This window comes from Pseudomonas sp. GW821-FHT11D10 (assembly GCF_058808435.1).
This window is the reverse complement of the sequence record NZ_JBXARR010000002.1, coordinates 142,610-161,688: the sequence shown is the minus strand read 5'-3', so window position 1 is coordinate 161,688 and position 19,079 is coordinate 142,610. Positions and strand designations below refer to the sequence as shown.

16 protein-coding genes are annotated in these 19,079 nt (G+C 61.0%); 7 read left to right on the top strand and 9 right to left on the bottom strand.

From position 1 onward, the window contains the following. Positions 1 to 316 precede the first annotated feature (316 nt). Entirely contained in the window at positions 317 to 1,420 is a 1,104-nt protein-coding gene (gene gbdR, locus AC1RT4_RS07095; protein ID WP_007959756.1) for a choline metabolism transcriptional regulator GbdR, read from the top strand. A gap of 78 nt (positions 1,421 to 1,498) precedes the next feature. Here the strand turns inward: gbdR and AC1RT4_RS07090 are convergent, their stop codons facing one another. The 6 genes from AC1RT4_RS07090 to choX all read right to left on the bottom strand — a co-directional run bounded on the left by AC1RT4_RS07090 (position 1,499) and on the right by choX (position 6,867). Then, positions 1,499 to 1,759: a hypothetical protein gene (locus AC1RT4_RS07090; protein WP_007959758.1), complete on the bottom strand. Its 261-nt coding sequence runs from the start codon at positions 1,757 to 1,759 to the stop codon at positions 1,499 to 1,501. A 273-nt stretch (positions 1,760 to 2,032) separates the two neighbouring features. Continuing rightward, on the bottom strand, positions 2,033 to 3,196 hold the full coding sequence (locus AC1RT4_RS07085) for a gamma-butyrobetaine dioxygenase (protein WP_493084651.1): 1,164 nt from the start codon (positions 3,194 to 3,196) through the stop codon (positions 2,033 to 2,035). Between the two features lie 24 nt (positions 3,197 to 3,220). Further along, the gene (locus tag AC1RT4_RS07080; protein ID WP_493084649.1) at positions 3,221 to 3,697 is read right to left on the bottom strand and encodes a thioesterase family protein; all 477 of its coding nucleotides are present in this window, start codon (positions 3,695 to 3,697) and stop codon (positions 3,221 to 3,223) included. A gap of 226 nt (positions 3,698 to 3,923) precedes the next feature. Beyond that, positions 3,924 to 4,889, bottom strand: coding sequence for an L-carnitine dehydrogenase (locus AC1RT4_RS07075; protein ID WP_493084647.1), 966 nt, complete (start codon positions 4,887 to 4,889; stop codon positions 3,924 to 3,926). 70 nt (positions 4,890 to 4,959) lie between these two features. Continuing rightward, positions 4,960 to 5,847 carry a 3-dehydrocarnitine:acetyl-CoA trimethylamine transferase CdhC gene (cdhC, locus tag AC1RT4_RS07070; RefSeq protein ID WP_064380223.1) on the bottom strand — a complete coding sequence of 296 codons (888 nt, stop codon included), beginning with the start codon at positions 5,845 to 5,847 and terminating at the stop codon, positions 4,960 to 4,962. Between the two features lie 75 nt (positions 5,848 to 5,922). After that, positions 5,923 to 6,867 (bottom strand): choline ABC transporter substrate-binding protein, encoded by a 945-nt coding sequence (choX, locus tag AC1RT4_RS07065; RefSeq protein WP_007959767.1) that lies wholly within the window; start codon positions 6,865 to 6,867, stop codon positions 5,923 to 5,925. A gap of 191 nt (positions 6,868 to 7,058) precedes the next feature. Here choX and AC1RT4_RS07060 point away from each other — a divergent pair, with 191 nt between their 5' ends. Further along, positions 7,059 to 8,024 carry a GlxA family transcriptional regulator gene (locus AC1RT4_RS07060; RefSeq protein WP_493084644.1) on the top strand — a complete coding sequence of 322 codons (966 nt, stop codon included), beginning with the start codon at positions 7,059 to 7,061 and terminating at the stop codon, positions 8,022 to 8,024. 56 nt (positions 8,025 to 8,080) lie between these two features. Here AC1RT4_RS07060 and AC1RT4_RS07055 read toward each other — a convergent pair whose 3' ends face one another. The 3 genes from AC1RT4_RS07055 to AC1RT4_RS07045 all read right to left on the bottom strand — a co-directional run bounded on the left by AC1RT4_RS07055 (position 8,081) and on the right by AC1RT4_RS07045 (position 11,846). Continuing rightward, positions 8,081 to 10,885, bottom strand: coding sequence for an RHS repeat domain-containing protein (locus AC1RT4_RS07055; RefSeq protein ID WP_493084642.1), 2,805 nt, complete (start codon positions 10,883 to 10,885; stop codon positions 8,081 to 8,083). A gap of 95 nt (positions 10,886 to 10,980) precedes the next feature. Next, the gene (locus tag AC1RT4_RS07050; protein ID WP_493084640.1) at positions 10,981 to 11,397 is read right to left on the bottom strand and encodes a DUF3010 family protein; all 417 of its coding nucleotides are present in this window, start codon (positions 11,395 to 11,397) and stop codon (positions 10,981 to 10,983) included. Positions 11,398 to 11,444: 47 nt separating this feature from the next. Then, a complete protein-coding gene (locus AC1RT4_RS07045) occupies positions 11,445 to 11,846 on the bottom strand; it encodes a lysozyme inhibitor LprI family protein (RefSeq protein WP_007959774.1) in 402 nt (133 codons plus the stop codon). A 234-nt stretch (positions 11,847 to 12,080) separates the two neighbouring features. On the opposite strand from AC1RT4_RS07045, the gene AC1RT4_RS07040 reads away from it, so the two are divergent. The 5 genes from AC1RT4_RS07040 to etfA all read left to right on the top strand — a co-directional run bounded on the left by AC1RT4_RS07040 (position 12,081) and on the right by etfA (position 19,077). Next, the gene (locus tag AC1RT4_RS07040; RefSeq protein ID WP_039768004.1) at positions 12,081 to 13,058 is read left to right on the top strand and encodes a dipeptidase; all 978 of its coding nucleotides are present in this window, start codon (positions 12,081 to 12,083) and stop codon (positions 13,056 to 13,058) included. A 77-nt stretch (positions 13,059 to 13,135) separates the two neighbouring features. After that, positions 13,136 to 13,666, top strand: a complete 531-nt coding sequence (locus tag AC1RT4_RS07035; RefSeq protein ID WP_007959778.1) for a DUF5943 domain-containing protein — start codon at positions 13,136 to 13,138, stop codon at positions 13,664 to 13,666. Positions 13,667 to 13,681: 15 nt separating this feature from the next. After that, on the top strand, positions 13,682 to 15,742 hold the full coding sequence (dgcA, locus tag AC1RT4_RS07030) for a dimethylglycine demethylation protein DgcA (RefSeq protein ID WP_007959780.1): 2,061 nt from the start codon (positions 13,682 to 13,684) through the stop codon (positions 15,740 to 15,742). A 165-nt stretch (positions 15,743 to 15,907) separates the two neighbouring features. Continuing rightward, entirely contained in the window at positions 15,908 to 17,857 is a 1,950-nt protein-coding gene (gene dgcB, locus AC1RT4_RS07025) for a dimethylglycine demethylation protein DgcB (protein WP_493084637.1), read from the top strand. Further along, on the top strand, positions 17,857 to 19,077 hold the full coding sequence (etfA, locus tag AC1RT4_RS07020; protein ID WP_493084635.1) for an electron transfer flavoprotein subunit alpha: 1,221 nt from the start codon (positions 17,857 to 17,859) through the stop codon (positions 19,075 to 19,077). Before dgcB ends, etfA begins: the two co-directional genes overlap by 1 nt. The last annotated feature ends 2 nt before the right edge of the window (positions 19,078 to 19,079 follow it).

Here is a 19,079-nt window from a genome sequence, read left to right as displayed (position 1 = left end):
TACCGTCCGTCACCCGTGCTTGCGGTGACACTGTAGGACAATCGCGCGCAGGCCAGTTCCCACAAGTGCTACCGATTTGCTCACACGCTTCGGAGCAGGGCATTCGCGGCCGCTGATGGCACTTCGAATTACCTTTCGTCGGAGCGCTTGTATAGACGCGTCGCGACGTCGTTTTCAGGAGTTATTGAACAGCCATTCAAATTTAGGCATGGCAATTGCTCTGTCATAACAAAGCCCGTCTCACGCAAGAGAACGATGGCAATAACAAGAGCCTCCGCCTGAGGCCATCACCCGCTTTGTGTGAGGAGATACCGCGATGACGTCGTTCAACTCCGGGGCTCAACCCCAGAACCGTGCGCCTCAATCCATCGGCTTTCTGCTGCTGGACAATTTCACGCTGATTTCCCTGGCTTCCGCAGTCGAACCGCTGCGCATGGCCAACCAGTTGTCCGGTCGCGAGCTGTATCGCTGGACCACCCTCACCGTTGATGGCGGCCAGGTCTGGGCCAGTGACGGTCTGCAGATCACCCCCGACGCCTCCATGCACAAAGCCCCGGCCCTCGACACCATCATCGTGTGCGGCGGGATCGGCATTCAACGCACCGTTACCCGTGAACACGTCTCGTGGCTGCAAAGCCAGGCGCGTCAGTCGCGCCGCCTCGGCGCCGTGTGCACTGGCAGTTGGGCCCTGGCCTGCGCCGGCCTGCTCGACGGTTTTGATTGCAGCGTGCACTGGGAATGTCTGGCGGCGATGCAGGAAGCTTTCCCGCGCGTCGCGATGAGCACCCGCCTGTTCACCCTCGACCGTAACCGTTTCACCAGCTCCGGCGGCACCGCGCCGCTGGACATGATGCTGCACCTGATCAGCCGCGATCACGGCCGTGAACTGTCCGCCGCGATCTCGGAAATGTTCGTCTACGAACGCATCCGCAACGAGCAGGATCACCAGCGTGTGCCGCTCAAGCACATGCTCGGCACCAACCAGCCGAAACTGCAGGAAATCGTCGCGCTGATGGAAGCCAACCTGGAAGAGCCGATCGACCTCGACGAACTGGCGGTGTACGTCGCCGTGTCCCGTCGTCAGCTCGAGCGCCTGTTCCAGAAATACCTGCACTGCTCGCCGTCGCGCTACTACCTCAAGCTGCGTCTGATCCGTGCCCGGCAACTGCTCAAGCAGACGCCGATGTCGATCATCGAAGTGGCGTCGGTCTGCGGCTTCGTGTCGACGCCGCACTTCTCCAAGTGCTACCGCGAATACTTCGGCATTCCGCCGCGTGACGAGCGCGTCGGCTCCAACACCACCCAGCAGGTGGCGATGATGCCGCTGCCGCAGGCCATCGTGATGTCGCCGCTGTCCGGGCCGATGTCGGCGCTGAGCCAGGCACGCAACGAGTCGACCTTCGCCAGCGTGCGCCTCTAAAACGAAAGATCGCAGCCTGCGACAGCGCCTTCAGGAAAAGCGCTGTCGCAGGCTGCGATCTTTTTTTTCGGTCAGGTATCAGGCGCGGGTTTGCTGGTACTGCGCCAGGGCCGGCAGCAACTGCTTGTCGATGGCTTCGCGCACTGTCGGCTGAATGCTCGCGCTGCTGGTGTACATCTGCTTGACCATGGTGCGCAGCGTGTTGGCCCGCACATCGTCCAGACCCCGCACCGCGCACTCGCAGGCCTGCTGGGCGGTGGAGCCCGACGGTACTTCGAATCCCAACGACTTGAGCTGGCCCAACAGGTCTTCCTGATCGATCAAATCGGCATACATCATGACGCGAATCCTTCTTCGGCAACGGAGGTCGTGGCTCGATTCTGGTAGGCATGCCCAGGCACGGCAAGGGCGATTTGTCGCAGTGTCCACATTGGCTATGAGCATGTCGTTTTCGGCTAACTTGCCGGCGAGGGGAGTGGGCACACTGGACTCAGCTCGCTTCACGAAGGTTTGGTCACCCTCGCCACGGCAGCTCCTCAACAGTACCCTCGCCCCGATCCTGTCACGGCTTGTATCGGGGCTTTTTTTGCCTGCGAATAACGCTGACGCGGCCTAGCGTTGCAATACCAGAATCCGCGACAGCAACTCGTCCCGGTCGATGTAGCAGCCCTGGAAATGCCGGGCCCCGGTGGTCGGGTCGAACGCATTGCGCGCGTGCAGGGTGCGGCGGTTGTCGAAGCACCACAGCTCGCCCGGATTGAGCCGCTGCATCACCCGGAAGCGTGGCTCGCGGGTCATGGCGATGAAGCGCCGGTAAGCGCGATACAGCATGGGCATCTGCTCGACGGACGTGTCGAACGCGCCGCGCAGGAAATTGGCCATGCGGATTTCCGCGACCCGGCCCAACGCATCCAGGGCGATGATCGGCGCCAGGCAGCGATAGTCGCTGTGGCGGTCCTTGTTGCGAAACTCCACCGGGATCTCGCACAGCGCCTGAAACGACGCGGGGTCCTCCTGACGCAACGCTTCGGCAATCGCAAAACCGTCGACGAAAATGCTCTCGCCACCCTCGGCGTCGTTCACCAGACAATGCAGAAATTGCAGCCCCGGTTGCAGCTCGCGGGTTGGCAGATCTGTGTGCAATGGCAGGTTGAAAGCGGTGTAGGCATTGCTGTCGGCGTCGGCCTTGGATTGCACGTTGAACAGCACGCCGAAATTGCTCTCGCGGATGAACGAAATGCGCTGGGCGATCAGCTTCAGTGAACCGGGTTCGGTGGGTACGCCGCGCACCTGGGTCAGGCCGATATCGCGTACCGCCAGCAACCATTGCAGCAGCGCGGCGTTGTCGTTCATCAGGGCTGAATAGTCGAACACCGGCAACTGCAAATCGCTGCGCCACAGGAAGGGTTTCGGCTTGGCGGCGAGGCGTTCGGCGCGGGATTCGTCGTCGTAGGCGTGGGCCCGCAGCCAACCGGCGTCGAAGCGGCTGAGGTGGCCGTCCTGCCAGTCGATGCGCAGGCAGCCATCGGTGTCGATGTGCGCGGCGGAGGGCGACAGATCCTGCGCCGCGTCGACGATCTCGAACACCTGCTCGCGGGTGACGCTGTAGACGCAGTGCGGACACGGACAGTTGTCGCGCAGCCACACGTGGTGGAACGGGCTGACGCGCCCATCGGCCCATTCGATCAGGACGCGATCCGCCAGGTTCTGCACGCCGTTCAGCGCGCTGATCAACGGATAAGTACGGAAATCGGCAACTGCGGCGGCGGTGTGCATGGCGGCTCCTTGCGATGGATGGTTTTACCGGGCTGGGGGCAGGGCGATGACCCGGCCGATGTAAGCAGGGGCGGGCAGGTCGGCCTGCTCGGCGACAAGGGCTTGCAGACGGCCCAGGGTGTCCGGGGTAAACGGTGCGGAGCGCGGCCCTGCGAGGTCGACGTGCAGCAGCATCTGTTCGTTGCCGGCCAGTTCCTTGTCACCGCCGGCCAGGTGCAGGCTGTGATAGAGGTGCAGGCGTTTCTGGTCGTGGCCGATGATCTGCGTGCGCACTTCGACTTCGGCGTCGAGCTTCACTTCGTGCAGGTAGTTGAGGTGCAGTTCGAGGGTGAACAGTGAGTTTCCGCTGGCTTCGCGGTTGTTGCTGTCCATGCCGAGACGATCCATCAGGGCGTCGGTGGCGTAGCTGAAAATCAGCAGATAGAAGGCGTCGCGCAGGTGGCCGTTGTAGTCCACCCAGTCGGGGATGATGCGGGTTTGGTAGGTGGTTAGGGTGGGCATGATTGGGTTCCGCTGGAAGTTGGTGTTCAAGATCAAAAGCTACCCCCTCACCCCAGCCCTCTCCCCCAAGGGGGCGAGGGGGAAAGGGAGCCGATCTTCAAGCTTTTCGAGAGCTGAGTTCGACTCGGGACTTTCAGGTCGGTGTAGCTCTTACATTCACCGCGGTCAGTCCCCTCTCCCTCCGGGAGAGGGTTAGGGTGAGGGCAGCGGTTTCAAGCCAGACACATCACTCGCTGAAACTCATTCCATGCTTTTCTTTGGTGGTCTTCACCGCCTCGAGCACCGCCAGCAAGCAATCATCACGATAGCGCTCCAGCGCCGAAATGCTGTGGCGGCCCAGTTGATCGCTGGTGCCTTCCACCACATCGTCGATCAACTTGTCGGTCAGTTCCGGCGCCGGCAGGTACGTCCACGGCAACTGCAACGCCGGGCCGAACTGCGACATGAAGTGGCGCATACCGGCATCGCCACCGGCCAGGGTGTAAGTCAAAAACGTACCCATGAACGACCAGCGCAGGCCTGCGCCAAAGCGGATCGCATCGTCGATTTCACCGGTGGTCGCCACCCCGTCGTTGACCAGGTGCAGCGCCTCGCGCCACAGCGCTTCGAGCAGGCGGTCGGCGATGAAGCCCGGCACTTCCTTGCGCACATGCAGCGGGCGCATGCCGAGGGATTCGTAGACTTTCATCGCCGCTTGAACCGCTTCCGGCGCGGTGTTCTTGCCACCGACCACTTCCACCAATGGCAGCAGGTAAACCGGGTTGAACGGGTGACCGACCACGCAGCGTTCCGGGTGGGTCGAACTCTCGTAGAACTCGCTCGGCAACAGGCCGGAAGTGCTGGAACCGATCAATGCATTCGGCTTGGCCGCTGCACTGATTTTGCTGTGCAGCTCCAGTTTCAGTTCGAGGCGTTCCGGGGCGCTTTCCTGGATGAAGTCCGCATCGCGCACGCATTCTTCAATGGTCGCGACAAAGCGCAGGCGATCCTGCGAAGCGCCCGGCGCCAGACCGTTTTTCTCCAGTGCGCCCCAGGCGTTGGCCACGCGTTTACGCAGCGCCGCTTCGGCACCCGGCGCCGGGTCCCAGGCCACCACGTCGAGGCCGTGGGCGAGGGCGCGGGCGACCCAGCCGCTGCCGATGACGCCGCTGCCCAGTGCTGCGAAGGTTTTGATTTCGGTGATAAAGCTCATGGTCACTTCCTGGAATGAGGCAAAAAAACGGTGGGCGTCAATGGCCCGCCCACCGGGGGAAAGGGGGATTTCAGCCGCGCTGGGTCAGGCCCATTTTCTTGCGACCTTCAGCCGGGGTCAGCACGCGGGCGCCGAGGCGGCTGAGGATTTCAGTGGCGCGTTCGACCAGTTGGCCGTTGGTCGCGAGCACGCCTTTGTCCAGCCACAGGTTGTCTTCCAGGCCGACCCGCACGTTGCCGCCGAGCAGCACCGCTTGCGCCGCCATCGGCATCTGCATCCGGCCGATGCCGAAACCCGCCCACACCGCGTCGGCCGGCAGGTTGTCGACCATGGCTTTCATGGTGGTGGTGTCGGCCGGCGCGCCCCACGGGATGCCCAGGCACAGCTGGAACAGCGGGTTATCGAGCAGGCCTTCCTTGATCATCTGTTTGGCGAACCACAGGTGACCGGTGTCGAAAATCTCCAGCTCCGCCTTCACGCCCAGCTCGGTGATGCGTTTGGCGCCGGCCCGCAGTTGGGCTGGGGTGGAAACGTAAATGGTGTCGCCGTCGCCGAAGTTCAGGGTGCCGCAATCCAGGGTGCAGATTTCCGGCAGCAGTTCTTCAACGTGGGCCAGACGGGTCAGCGGGCCGACCAGATCGGTGTTCGGGCCGAACTCCATCGGGTTCTCGCCGGGGCCGATTTCCAGGTCACCGCCCATGCCGGCGGTGAGGTTGACGATGATGTCGACGTCGGCTTCGCGGATGCGCTCCATGACTTCGCGGTACAGCGCCACGTCACGGCTGAACTTGCCGGTCTGTGGGTCACGGACGTGGCAGTGCACGACCGTGGCGCCGGCCTTGGCCGCTTCTACTGCGGCTGCGGCGATCTGTTTCGGGGTGACCGGCACGTGAGGGCTCTTGGCGGTCGTGTCGCCAGCACCGGTGAGTGCGCAGGTGATGATGACGTCGTGGTTCATGGTGCGTTTTCCTTCAGGCGTGATGGGTCTGTTCGCAGCCCGTGGCGGGCTGCGAAGTGGTTCGTTCGTTGCGATTTATTTGCTGGTGAGCTGGAGGTTTTCAGCCGCCGGTTTGCCATCGAAAGTGGTGACGCCTTCGAGCCAGCGCTGTTTGTCCTGCGGGTGATCCTTGAGCCATTGCTTGGCCGACTCAAAAGCGTCTTTGTGATCGAGCAGCGGCTGCATCATCCGGCTCTCGTCTTCGGCGGTGAACGTCAGGTTGCTCAGCAGGCGACTGACGTTCGGGCATTGTTCGGCGTATTTCGGCGCGGTCACGGTCCACACGGTGGCCATGCCTTCATTCGGGCCGAGGGCGTCGTCGCTGCCGGTCAGATAAGTCATCTGCACGTTGACGTTCATCGGGTGCGGCGCCCAGCCGAAGAACACCACGGCTTCCTTGCGGCGCACCGCGCGATCAACGGCGGCGAGCATGCCGGCCTCGCTGGATTCGACGAGCTGGAATTTGCCGAGGCCAAACTGATTCTTGGCGATCATCGCCTTGATCTGGGTGTTGGCGCCCGAGCCTGGCTCGATGCCGTAGATCTTGCCGCCCAGTTCCTTCTCGAACTTGGCGATGTCGGCGAAGGTTTTCAGGCCCTTGTCCGCCAGATAGGTCGGCACGGCGAGGGTGGCGCGGGCGTCCTTGAGGCTTGGCGCTTCGAGCACCTTGACCTGGTTGGCGTCGACGAACGGGGTGATGGTCTGGGTCATCAGCGGGTTCCAGTAGCCGAGGAACAGATCCAGACGCTGGTCGCGGATGCCGGCGAAGACGATTTGCTGAGAGGCGCTGGTCTGTTTGGTGCTGTAGCCGAGGCCGTCGAGCAGAACCTGGGCCATCGCACTGGTGGCGATCACGTCGGTCCAGTTCACCACGCCCATGCGCACGTTCTGACACGATGCGGAATCGGCCGCCATGACACTGGCGCTTAAAAACGCGGTACCACTGAGTGCGAGAACACAGCTGCTGATCAGTCGTTTCATGTCGGGTTCCTCGGCAGGTCGTTATTGTGGGTTCCGGCGTCTGTGCGCCGGTGATGCCAAATTACGCAGCAATGCCCCCGCAAAAGCGCACTGCGGCGACCAGCTCTTGCACTGCAGCGACCTGTGCTCTTGAATGCCGCCGACAACTGGCGTATCAACGTTGCACGCTACCCGCGAATCGAGTGCGCGCCATGTCCCAGGATTTCTACTTTCTGTTGATGCCGGGTTTTTCCGCCATCGGTTTCATCTCTGCGATCGAACCGCTGCGGGTGGCCAACCGCTTTCGCGGCGAGCTGTACCGCTGGCACGTCTTGAGCGCCGATGGCGGGGCGGTGCTGGCGAGCAACGGGATGTCGGTCAACGCCGATGCGGCGCTGGAGCCGCTGAAGAAAGGGGCGACGCTACTGGTGGTCGCCGGTTTCGAACCTCTGAAGTTCGCCACTCCGGCGCTGGAGCACTGGCTGCGACGGCTGGACAACGAAGGCGTGACCCTCGGCGCCATCGACACCGGCAGTTTCGTCCTCGCCGAGGCCGGCCTGCTCGATGGTCATCGCCTGACGCTGCACTGGGAAGCCATCGACGCCTTCAAGGAATCTTATCCACAGCTCAGCGTCACTCAGGAGCTGTTCGAGATCGACCGTCGGCGCATCACATCTGCCGGCGGCACCGCGTCCATCGACCTGATGCTCGACCTGATCGCCCAGGCCCACGGCCCGCAACTGGCGATCCAGGTCAGCGAGCAGTTTGTATTGGGGCGGATTCGTCCGCGCAAGGACCACCAGCGCATGGAAGTCGCCACGCGCTACGGCATCAGCAACAAGAAGCTGGTGCATGTGATTGGCGAGATGGAGCAGCACAGCGAACCGCCGCTGACCACCTTGGAACTGGCAGAATCGATCAAGGTGACGCGGCGGCAACTGGAGCGCCTGTTTCGCCTGCACCTGAACGACACCCCGAGCAATTTCTATCTGCGCTTGAGACTTGAGAAGGCCCGGCAGCTGTTGCGCCAGACCGACATGAGCGTGCTGGAAGTCAGCATCGCCTGCGGGTTTGAATCACCGTCGTATTTCACTCGCAGCTATCGGGCGAAGTTTGCCCGGTGTCCACGGGAGGATCGTAGGGGGGCGGCAGTGCAAGACAACATCTCAGTGAAGTGATCAGTGTTTTACGTGCAGAAGAGCGGTTTGGCGGGATCCCGCTCGAGAACATATTTTTAATGTACGACATTTTGGCGCCGGGGCTGACTGGCCACGTTTGGCATCATCATGGGCGGTGGTGGGGGTGGCGGAGGCGGCGCGACAACCGATGGGGACCGAGGCGGCTTGCGGGCAAATACATTGGGGTTTTGATCATGACTGTCTTCACCCAGTTCTGCGGATAAAAAGTCATAAAGAGCATTTGCCCAGACGGGTGGTAACAGGCCGACCTGGTGTGTGCGGGTTCTTTCTCCGCCAGCTCCTTGCGTCACGAATTTGTACTGTTGCAAATCGGTTTGATCGCTATAGTTCAGTCGGGTATCCGAGTCAGTATCAACAAGTGGGGTGTTCTGACTGGACCGTGACATGAAATTCATGTTGTAGATGCCACGGTTCCGCCCGCTGCTCAAGGCAAATCCGACTACGTCTTTCTGGTCCAGCCCCACCCGTTGGGACAACTGTGCGTGGCTGGGGTTTTCTCCACCGCCCTGATGTGCAATTGGCGGGTTGGGTACTTTGCCCAACTGGGTGTGGGTGACGAAGGAGTCGGTTCGCGTTCGATTGGTGGGTGGCATGCTACGCGCATTTGACTCTAACGGCGCAAGGTAAATGTCGCCCTTGTAGACATCGGCGATTGCCGTGAATGCGGTTCCAGGACCGGCGGATTTAAAGGTTTGGCGGCTCAGGTCATCAAGTCTGAATTTGTTGGGCAGCCCAATCTGATGCACGATCGTTCCCGATAACATTGGCCCTTTGCCTATGGATAGTTCAATCGTCTCAATTTGTTCAAGGGTGAGGTTGTCCGGCAGTCTGATATCGTCAGGCTCGCTGCCATTGATGTGCCCCGTTATGGCCCCCATGATGTCTTTGTAGGTAATGGGGTTGTTTTTACAGAACCTGAAGAGGTTCAGGCCGTCGACCGGCCCGGCAGGGTCGGGATTGATCCAGCGAAACAGCCAGTGGGCATAATACCGATATCCGTAGTAGATCAGTCCGCTGGCATCTCGTGCTTTACCGCTGTAGTGGATGCTCTTGTGCCAAGCGTCGACTTCACTGCGCGCCGCCCACCATGCCGTACTGCCAAAGGGGTAGTAACCTTCTTGGGTAAGTAAGCCTGCATCTTCACCCAGTTCTACCGTGCAAGAAGCTTGATGATCGACCAGGTTATAGCGAATCTGATTGTTCTCCATGCCTTCCGGTGGATCTGCAAGCCAGTGCAGAGATTGTACCCGGATATGGCTCGCCTCTATATTGACGACATGACGTGTTTCTCCGTCAGGAGCGTGGTGAATCTCCAGCCCCGGCAAATAGCGAACTTCGGATGTTCGCATCAAGGCATTGGTCTTGGCGCAAGTGACCTTGCGAACGCGTTGGCCATTGCCGTCGTATCGATAGGATTCGCTGTCGCTGGTTTCCTTCCGACGGACGACGCGAACGATTTCAGTCAGTTGGTTTCGGGAATCCCAGCGCATTGTTGTTTCCCCGGCCACTAACCTCAGCAGGTTACCGTTTGCATCGAAGTTATCCGTGAAGTCAGGTTCACCTGTCTCAGGTTTCTTCAGGCAACGATTGCTTGTCGAGTGCACCACCATTTCGATGCTGTAGGCGTTAGCTCCTGCATGAGTAAGGGTTGTCAGATTGCCCGCCGAGTCGTAGGTGAATGTCTGTTTGTAGTTGTCCATTCGACTGGGGTCGATAGCCGGAATGTGCACTTCGGGAAGGAGCGGCCCCTGAACGGCAGGTATGGATTCGCGTCCGGTGGCCTCGATCAATTGATAGAGAGCATCGTATTTGAACGTGCTGATAGCGTCAGTCCGGTGGTTTCGAAAGTATCGCGTGGGTTGCACCATGTCCTGGATCTTGCAGATGTTGCCGACTGGGTCGTAGTCATAAAGGCATTTCTGAATGTCGTGATCGGGAGTCGCAATGGTGTATTGAATCAATCGGTCCGTTTCAGCTGAATATCGGCGAGTTGTCATGACCCCGTTATTGAGTGCCTCGCGTTCTACCTTGCCTGTTGAACTGTACGTGACGTTATAAAGCAGGTTTTTGACGGGTAGGCTTTCGCGTTCCAACTGCACCTGTTGGAGTTGTCCAGCGATATCATAGAACCGCAATTGCCGATTGTTTCGTGCATCGGTTTGAGTGAGTGTTGCGCCCAGCGCGTTGTAGCTCCATCGAGTGATATACGAATCGACCTCCAGCTTCTCAATGTTTTCCTGCGGATTGTCGGACCAGTCAGGCGTCAGCAACTCCTTTGAAAAATGCCGAATTTCGCTCAGCCTTTGGCCTTGTATGTTGAACTCCATCGTTGCCATATGTCCTGCGGAATCAAAATGGCTGATTAACCGCCCGCATCGATTATGAATAGAGTGTTCGAAAGCGTTATCGGCATAGATCAATCGCTCTGTCACGCAGGGCACCTCATTTTTAAGGTGCTCCGTCACGTCGGTACGACGCAACTGTGTGTCGTACCCGATATGTTGGTGACTGTGGCGGCCATCCCATGAATGGAGCAGTTGATTGGCAGTACCCAAGAGGACAAGCCGTTCTCCGCAGTCAACATTCTTTGTGCATATCGGTTGAGCGGACAGCGTGAAAATGATCGAGACGTTCGGTCCCTTTGCATTCTCCAGAAGCCTGGGATCCCATTGCGAAGTAAGACGTCCATTAGCATCGAACGCCTGTCGTGAAATGCGTGCCTGAAGGAGACCGGCGTTGTCACGCAGATAGGCAACGGTTCTGATGGTCAGACCACGGGGGTCGACCCCTCGAAGCAGAGGGGTATTGTGATGGGGATTGGCTATCGGAGCAGTGGCCATCAATTAACATTTTCAGCGATCGATTGATGCTGCAATGTTGAGCTCTTATCAAATTCATTCCAACTGTCAGAAATTACAGGTAGAAGAACCACTCATCATTTTTTCATCAACATTGAACAGGCCGTTTTGTAAGCCTCATGCTGATACTTGTTCAGCGTCCCCGGCAGCTCGAAATTGTGCTTCTTGGCCTGGGCATTGATCGTCTGTGGCGACAACAACGTCACCTCGCAACCGTCCAGCAACTGAAACACGCCCTCGATCTTGAACGTGGTCGGCCCACCGGCAAACTCGCCCTTCTTGCTGCGCTTCTTGATCGCGATGCGATCAATCGAGTTCTCGCGCACGAACGACGCCACTTGTGCGGCGAACAGCTTCACGTTGGCCGCCTCGTCGTCATCGTCCAGCGCGATTTTCTTGGTGTTCAGCGCGATATGGCTCAACACCGAACCGTCGAGGGACGCCACGGCGATGATCGCTTCACTGCCTTTGATTTCGATACCGCAGATGTTCATGTGAATCCCTTGATTGGCTGAAGAGGTGCAGCTTACAGCTCAAGCCCTCACTCCTGCCCAATCGACTCCAAAAACTCCGACCGCTCGTCACTCATCCGCGCCACGCAGTCATTCTGCGCAATCTTGAACGCCTTGCTGCCGTCTGTCGCCGGGAACGCTTCGACGGCGCAGTCGGCGTCGCGGGTTTTCAGCCATTGTTGCTGGGCGGCCTTGAGTTTGGCGGTGATGTCGGCCAGTTGCGCCGGGTTCTTGCCGTAGGTGGTCTGCATGCGCTCGTTCAGGCTGGCGTAGTTGTCCTTTAGCAGATCCTCGGCGGTGGTGCGGCTGTAGGTCGAGCATTCCAGGGTCTGGATGTCGTTTTCCACCGCGTCGCATGGGTTGTTGTCGGACTCTTCGGCGGCGTGTACGCCGGTCGCAATCAGGGCCAGGGCCAGGAAGATCGATTTCATTGATGTCGCCGCTCTAATCCAGTGGTGTTTCCGGGATGCGGCAGATTCTGGCTCAAGCTCGCGGGCTTGAACAGGTGGCCGGTCGGACCGGTTGGCGACCCTTTGTCGCGGATTGACGCTTTCGGCAATTCCCCTGTCGTTTTTGCACCCGGCTGGTCGCGCACCGAGGCATATGCTGGCCCCAAAGCGCCGGCAGACGATTCGGCGCATGAATCGCCAATAAGGGGACGCCTGATGAGCCCAGCCGAATTACACGCCGACAGCATCGTTATCGACGGTCTGATCATTGCCAAATGGAACCGCGAGCTGTTCGAAGACATGCGCAAGGGCGGTCTGACGGCGGCCAACTGCACCGTGTCGGTGTGGGAGGGCTTTCAGGCCACGGTCAATAACATCGCTGCCAGCCAGAAACTGATTCGTGAAAACAGCGACCTGGTGATCCCCGTCCGCACCACCGCCGACATCCGCAAGGCCAAGGAGCAGGGCAAGACCGGCATCCTCTTCGGCTTCCAGAACGCCCATGCGTTCGAAGACCAGATCGGCTATGTCGAGGTGTTCAAGCAGCTCGGCGTCGGCATCGTGCAGATGTGCTACAACACCCAGAACCTGGTGGGCACCGGTTGCTACGAGCGTGACGGGGGCCTGTCGGGTTTCGGTCGCGAAATCGTCGCCGAGATGAACCGTGTCGGCGTCATGTGCGACCTGTCCCACGTCGGCTCCAAGACTTCCGAAGAAGTCATCCTCGAATCGAAAAAACCGGTCTGCTATTCCCACTGCCTGCCGTCGGGGCTGAAAGAGCACCCGCGCAACAAGTCCGATGAAGAGCTTAAGTTTATTGCTGACCACGGCGGTTTCGTCGGCGTGACCATGTTCGCGCCGTTCCTCGCCAAGGGCATCGATTCGACCATCGACGACTACGCCGAAGCCATCGAATACACCATGAACCTGGTCGGCGAAGACGCCATCGGCATCGGCACCGACTTCACCCAGGGTCACGGTCAGGACTTCTTCGAATACCTGACCCACGACAAGGGCTACGCCCGCCGTCTGACCAACTTCGGCAAGATCATCAACCCGCTGGGCATCCGCACCGTCGGCGAGTTCCCGAACCTGACCGAAACCCTGCTCAAGCGCGGCCACTCCGAACGAGTCGTGCGCAAGATCATGGGCGAAAACTGGGTCAACGTCCTGAAAGACGTCTGGGGCGAGTAAGCCGCCGCTTCCCGAATACTTTCCCCCGGCCGTCCGCGCCGGGGGCAACACCAAAATTTTTCTGGAGTTAAGTTTCCATGGCCAAGATCGCCCCGCAATTGCCAATCGAAGTCGACAGCGAGACCGGTGTCTGGACCTCCGACGCCTTGCCGATGCTGTACGTGCCACGGCATTTCTTCGTCAACAACCACATGGGCATCGAGGAAGTGCTGGGCGCCGACGCCTATGCCGAAATCCTCTACAAGGCCGGCTACAAATCCGCCTGGCACTGGTGTGAAAAAGAAGCCGAATGCCACGGCCTGGAAGGCGTGGCGGTGTTCGAGCATTACATGAAGCGCCTGTCGCAGCGCGGCTGGGGCCTGTTCAAGATCCAGGACATCGATCTCGACAAAGGCACCTGCAGCGTCAAGCTCGAACACTCGGCGTTCGTCTACGTCTACGGCAAGGTCGGGCGCAAGGTCGACTACATGTTCACCGGCTGGTTTGCCGGTGCCATGGACCAGATCCTCGCCGCTCGCGGCAGCAAGATCCGCACCGTGGCCGAGCAGGTTTACGGTGGCTCCGAAGAAGGCCACGACGACGGCCTGTTCACCGTCAAGCCGTTGTAAGTCGAGGAACCCGCCATGGCTTTCGAAGCAATGTTCCAGCCGATCCAGATCGGCAAACTGACCATCCGCAACCGCGTGCTCAGCACCGCGCACGCCGAGGTCTACGCGACCGACGGCGGCATGACCACCGAGCGGTACGTCAAATATTACGAAGAGAAAGCCAAGGGCGGCATCGGCCTGGCGATCTGTGGCGGTTCGTCCGTGGTGGCGATCGACAGCCCGCAGCAATGGTGGAGTTCGGTGAACCTGTCCACCGACCGGATCATCCCGCACTTCCAGAACCTCGCCGACGCCATGCACAAGCACGGCGCCAAGATCATGATCCAGATTACCCACATGGGCCGTCGCTCCCGTTGGGACGGTTTCCACTGGCCGACCCTGATGTCGCCGTCGGGCATCCGCGAACCGGTGCACCGCGCCACCTGCAAAACCATCGAGCCGGAAGAAATCTGGCGGGTGATCGGCAACTACGCGCAAGCCGCGCGCCGCGCCAAGGCCGGCGGCCTGGACGGTGTTGAACTGTCGGCCGTGCACCAGCACATGATCGACCAGTTCTGGAGCCCACGGGTCAACAAACGTACCGACGAATGGGGCGGCACTTTCGAGGGCCGCATGAAGTTCGGTCTGGAAGTCCTGAAAGCCGTGCGCGCCGAAGTGGGTGACGACTTCTGCGTCGGCATGCGTATCTGCGGCGACGAGTTCCACCCGGACGGTCTGTCCCACGAAGACATGAAGCAGATCGCCAAGTATTACGACGACACCGGCATGCTCGATTTCATCGGCGTCGTCGGCTCGGGTTGCGACACCCACAACACCTTGGCCAACGTGATTCCGAACATGAGTTATCCGCCGGAGCCATTCCTGCACCTGGCGGCCGGGATCAAGGAAGTGGTCAAGGTTCCGGTGCTGCACGCGCAGAACATCAAGGATCCGAACCAGGCCACGCGGATTCTGGAGGGCGGTTACGTCGACATGGTCGGCATGACCCGCGCCCACATCGCCGACCCGCACCTGATCGCCAAGATCAAGATGGGTCAGATCGACCAGATCAAACAATGCGTCGGCGCCAACTACTGCATCGACCGTCAGTATCAAGGTCTGGACGTGCTGTGCATCCAGAACGCCGCGACTTCCCGTGAATACATGGGCGTGCCGCACATCATCGAGAAATCCACCGGGCCGAAGCGCAAGGTGGTGATCGTCGGTGCCGGTCCGGCGGGGATGGAAGCTGCTCGCGTGGCGGCCGAACGTGGCCACGACGTGACCCTGTTCGAGAAGAAAGAATTCATCGGTGGGCAAATCACCACGGCATCGAAAGCACCGCAGCGTGACCAGATTGCCGGTATCACTCGCTGGTTCCAGCTGGAGCTGGCGCGGCTGAAAGTCGATCTGCGTCTGGGCACTGCGGCGGACGCCGACACCATCATGGACCTGCGCCCGGACATCGTGGTGCTGGCCGTCGGCGGTCACCCGTACCTGGAACAGAACGAACACTGGGGCGCCGCCGAAGGGCTGGTGGTCAGCAGCTGGGACGTGCTCGACGGCAAGGTCGCGCCGGGCAAGAACGTGCTGGTCTACGACACCATTTGCGAGTTCACCGGGATGTCGGTGGCCGACTTCCTCGCCGACAAGGGCAGCCAGGTCGAGATCGTCACCGACGATATCAAGCCGGGCGTGGCCATCGGCGGTACGTCGTTCCCGACCTACTACCGCAGCATGTACCCGAAAGAAGTGATCATGACCGGCGACATGATGCTGGAGAAGGTCTACCGCGAAGGCGACAAGCTCGTCGCCGTGCTGGAGAACGAATACACCGGCGCCAAAGAGGAGCGGGTGGTGGATCAGGTGGTCGTCGAGAACGGCGTGCGCCCGGACGAAGAAATCTACTACGCCCTCAAGGACGGCTCGCGCAACAAGGGCCAGATCGACGTCGAGGCGCTGTTCGCGATCCAGCCGCAACCTTCGTTGAGCAGCAATGGCGACGGTTACTTGCTGTTCCGCATCGGTGACTGCGTGGCGCAGCGTAATACCCACGCCGCTATCTACGACGCCCTGCGGTTGTGCAAAGACTTCTAAACGCTCTAGGCCTGATCGTTCCCACGTCGAGGCGTCGAACCGTCCGCGTGGGAACGCATCAATGGACGCTCTGCGTCCGCTCTTGGGACGCAGAGCGTCCCGGGCTGCATTCCCACGCAGAGCGTGGGAACGATCACTGACCTTGCGGTCTTTGGGAGCTTCACCATGTTGAACACCCTTCTTCCAATCCTGTTGTTCGCAGCCCTGGCCCTCGCGGTGCTGGGGGCGTTGCGGCGGGTGGCCATGTGGCGCCGGGGCCGGGCCTCGAAGGTCGATCTGATCGGCGGCCTGTTCGCCATGCCCAAGCGTTACATGGTCGATCTGCACCACGTGGTGGCGCGGGACAAATACATCGCCAACACCCACGTCGCCACGGCGGGCGGGGCGGTGGCGTCGATCGTGCTGGCGATTCTGGTTCACGGTTTCGGCCTGCATAACCGCATCCTCGGCTACGCGTTGCTGCTGATGACGGCGGTGATGTTCGTCGGGGCGATCTTCGTTTATCGGCGTCGCCTCAACCCGCCGTCGCGGCTGTCGAAAGGCCCGTGGATGCGCCTGCCGAAAAGCCTGCTGGCGTTCTCGGCTTCGTTCTTCCTGGTGACCTTGCCGGTGGCCGGGATCCTGCCGGAGAACTTCGGCGGCTGGGTGCTCGCAGTGATTCTCGGGATCGGCGTGCTGTGGGGCGTGTCGGAGCTGTTTTTCGGCATGACCTGGGGCGGCCCGATGAAACACGCCTTCGCCGGTGCGTTGCACCTGGCCTGGCACCGTCGCGCCGAACGTTTTGGCGGCGGCCGCTCCACCGGTTTGAAACCGCTGGACCTGAATGATCCGACCGCGCCGCTGGGCGTGGAGAAACCCAAGGATTTCACCTGGAACCAGTTGCTCGGTTTCGACGCCTGCGTGCAGTGCGGCAAGTGCGAAGCCGCGTGCCCGGCGTTCGCCGCCGGCCAGCCGCTGAACCCGAAAAAACTGATTCAGGACATGGTCGTCGGCCTCGCCGGCGGCACCGATGCCAAGTTCGCCGGCAGCCCGTATCCGGGCAAACCAGTGGGCGAACACAGCGGCAATCCGCACCAACCGATCGTCAACGGTCTGGTCGATGCCGAAACCCTGTGGTCGTGTACCACTTGCCGCGCCTGCGTCGAGGAATGCCCGATGATGATCGAGCACGTCGATGCCATCGTCGACATGCGCCGGCACCTGACCCTGGAAAAAGGCGCGACCCCGAACAAGGGCGCCGAAGTCTTGGAAAACCTGATTGCCACCGACAACCCCGGCGGTTTCGCCCCGGGCGGACGGATGAACTGGGCGGCGGACCTGAACCTCAATCTGCTCAGCGAGAAGAAGTCCACCGATGTGCTGTTTTGGGTCGGCGACGGTGCCTTCGACATGCGCAATCAGCGCACTCTGCGTGCGTTCGTCAAAGTGCTGAAAGCGGCCAAGGTCGACTTCGCGGTGCTGGGTCTGGAAGAACGCGACAGCGGCGACGTGGCCCGACGTCTGGGTGACGAAGCGACCTTCCAGCTGCTCGCCAAACGCAATATCCAGACCCTGGCCAAATACAGCTTCAATCGCATCGTTACCTGCGATCCGCACAGCTTCCATGTGCTGAAAAACGAGTACGGCGCGTTCGATGGCAACTACCTCGTGCAGCACCACAGCACTTACCTGGCGGAAATCATCCAGGCCGGCGCGCTGAACCTCGGTCAGCACAAAGGCAACAGCGTGACCTATCACGATCCGTGCTACCTCGGTCGCTACAACGGCGAGTACGAGGCGCCGCGCGAAGTGCTGCGCGCTCTCGGCATCGAGATCAAGGAAATGCAACGTTCCGGCTTCCGTTCACGCTGCTGCGGCGGCGGTGGCGGAGCGCCGATCACCGACATTCCGGGCAAGCAGCGGATCCCCGACATGCGCATGGAAGACATCCGCGAGACCGGCGCCGAGCTGGTGGCGGTGGGTTGTCCACAGTGCACGGCGATGCTCGAAGGCGTGGTCGAACCGCGTCCGCTGATCAAGGACATCGCCGAACTGGTGGCCGACGCGCTGCTCGAAGACGCCGCGCCGAACAAGCCGGCCACCCCGGCCAAACGTGAACCTGCGGAGGCCCACTGATGAGTGACATTATCCGCCGCGACCCCCGCGCCGAATGGATCGCACGCAACCGCCTGCACCCGCTGCACGCGGCCATGCAACCGGCGCAACACAGCTGGATGGGCCCCAACGGGATCATCCGCAAGAACCTGCACGGCATCGGCTTCATCGGGCCGAACGGCATCAAGCGCATCGATCGCAGCGGCGCCCAGCAGGGCGGGGCGGTCAAGCGTTCGGCAGCGGTCGAGGTGCAATTGCCGCTGCATCAGGTGCCGGCCCCGGCGTTCTACATCAGCGTGGTGCCGGACATGGTCGGCGGCCGCTTGAGCAGCCACGACCGCGACCTGCTCGGCCTGGCTCATCAACTGGCCGGCAGCGACGGTGCGGTGCTGGCCGTGGTGTTCGGCGAGCACAAGGAAAACGCTTTCGCCACGGCGGGCGTTGACCGCTTGCTGGTGTTGGAAGGTGAAGAATTCAGCGGTTATGCACCGGAGCAACGGATCCAGGGCCTGCGGGCTGTGGATAACCAGTTCAACCCGCGTCACTGGCTGCTGCCGGACAGCCGCAGCGGTGGCGGCGAACTCGGTCGGCGCTTTGCTGCTGCACTGGGTGAACGCCCGGCGACACGGGTGTGGCAGGTCAAGGATCAGGAGTGCATCGGCCGCGCCGGTGCCGGGTTGCAGGATCTTGCCCGTCCAGTCGCGCGGCTGATTCTGGCGTCCGCCGAATGTGCCGAACCGGTCAGCGAAACCCGTCACGAAGCGCTGCCGGTGGAGTTATCCACACCCGTCGCGCGCAGCCTCTCGCGGATCGAGGATCTGGGTGCGGTGGCGGTGGATCCGGCAGCGATTCCGATGGCCGAAGCGGAGTTCATCTTCTCCGGCGGCAACGGGGTCAAGGACTGGGATCTTTTCCACAGGACCGCCGCGGCCCTCGGTGCCACCGAAGGCGCTTCGCGGGTGGCAGTGGACGATGGCTTCATGGCCCGCGACCGTCAGGTCGGCGCGTCCGGCACCTGGGTCACCGCGCGGGTTTACGTGGCCGTGGGGATTTCCGGGGCGATCCAGCACCTGCAAGGTATCGGTGCCTGCGACAAGGTGGTGGCGATCAACCTCGATCCGGGTTGCGACATGATCAAGCGTGCCGACCTGTCGGTGATCGGCGAAAGCGCGGAAATTCTTCAGGCCTTGATCGCGGCGGTAGAGGCTTACCGCAACGAAGCCAAGCGCGATGCGGCTTAAGG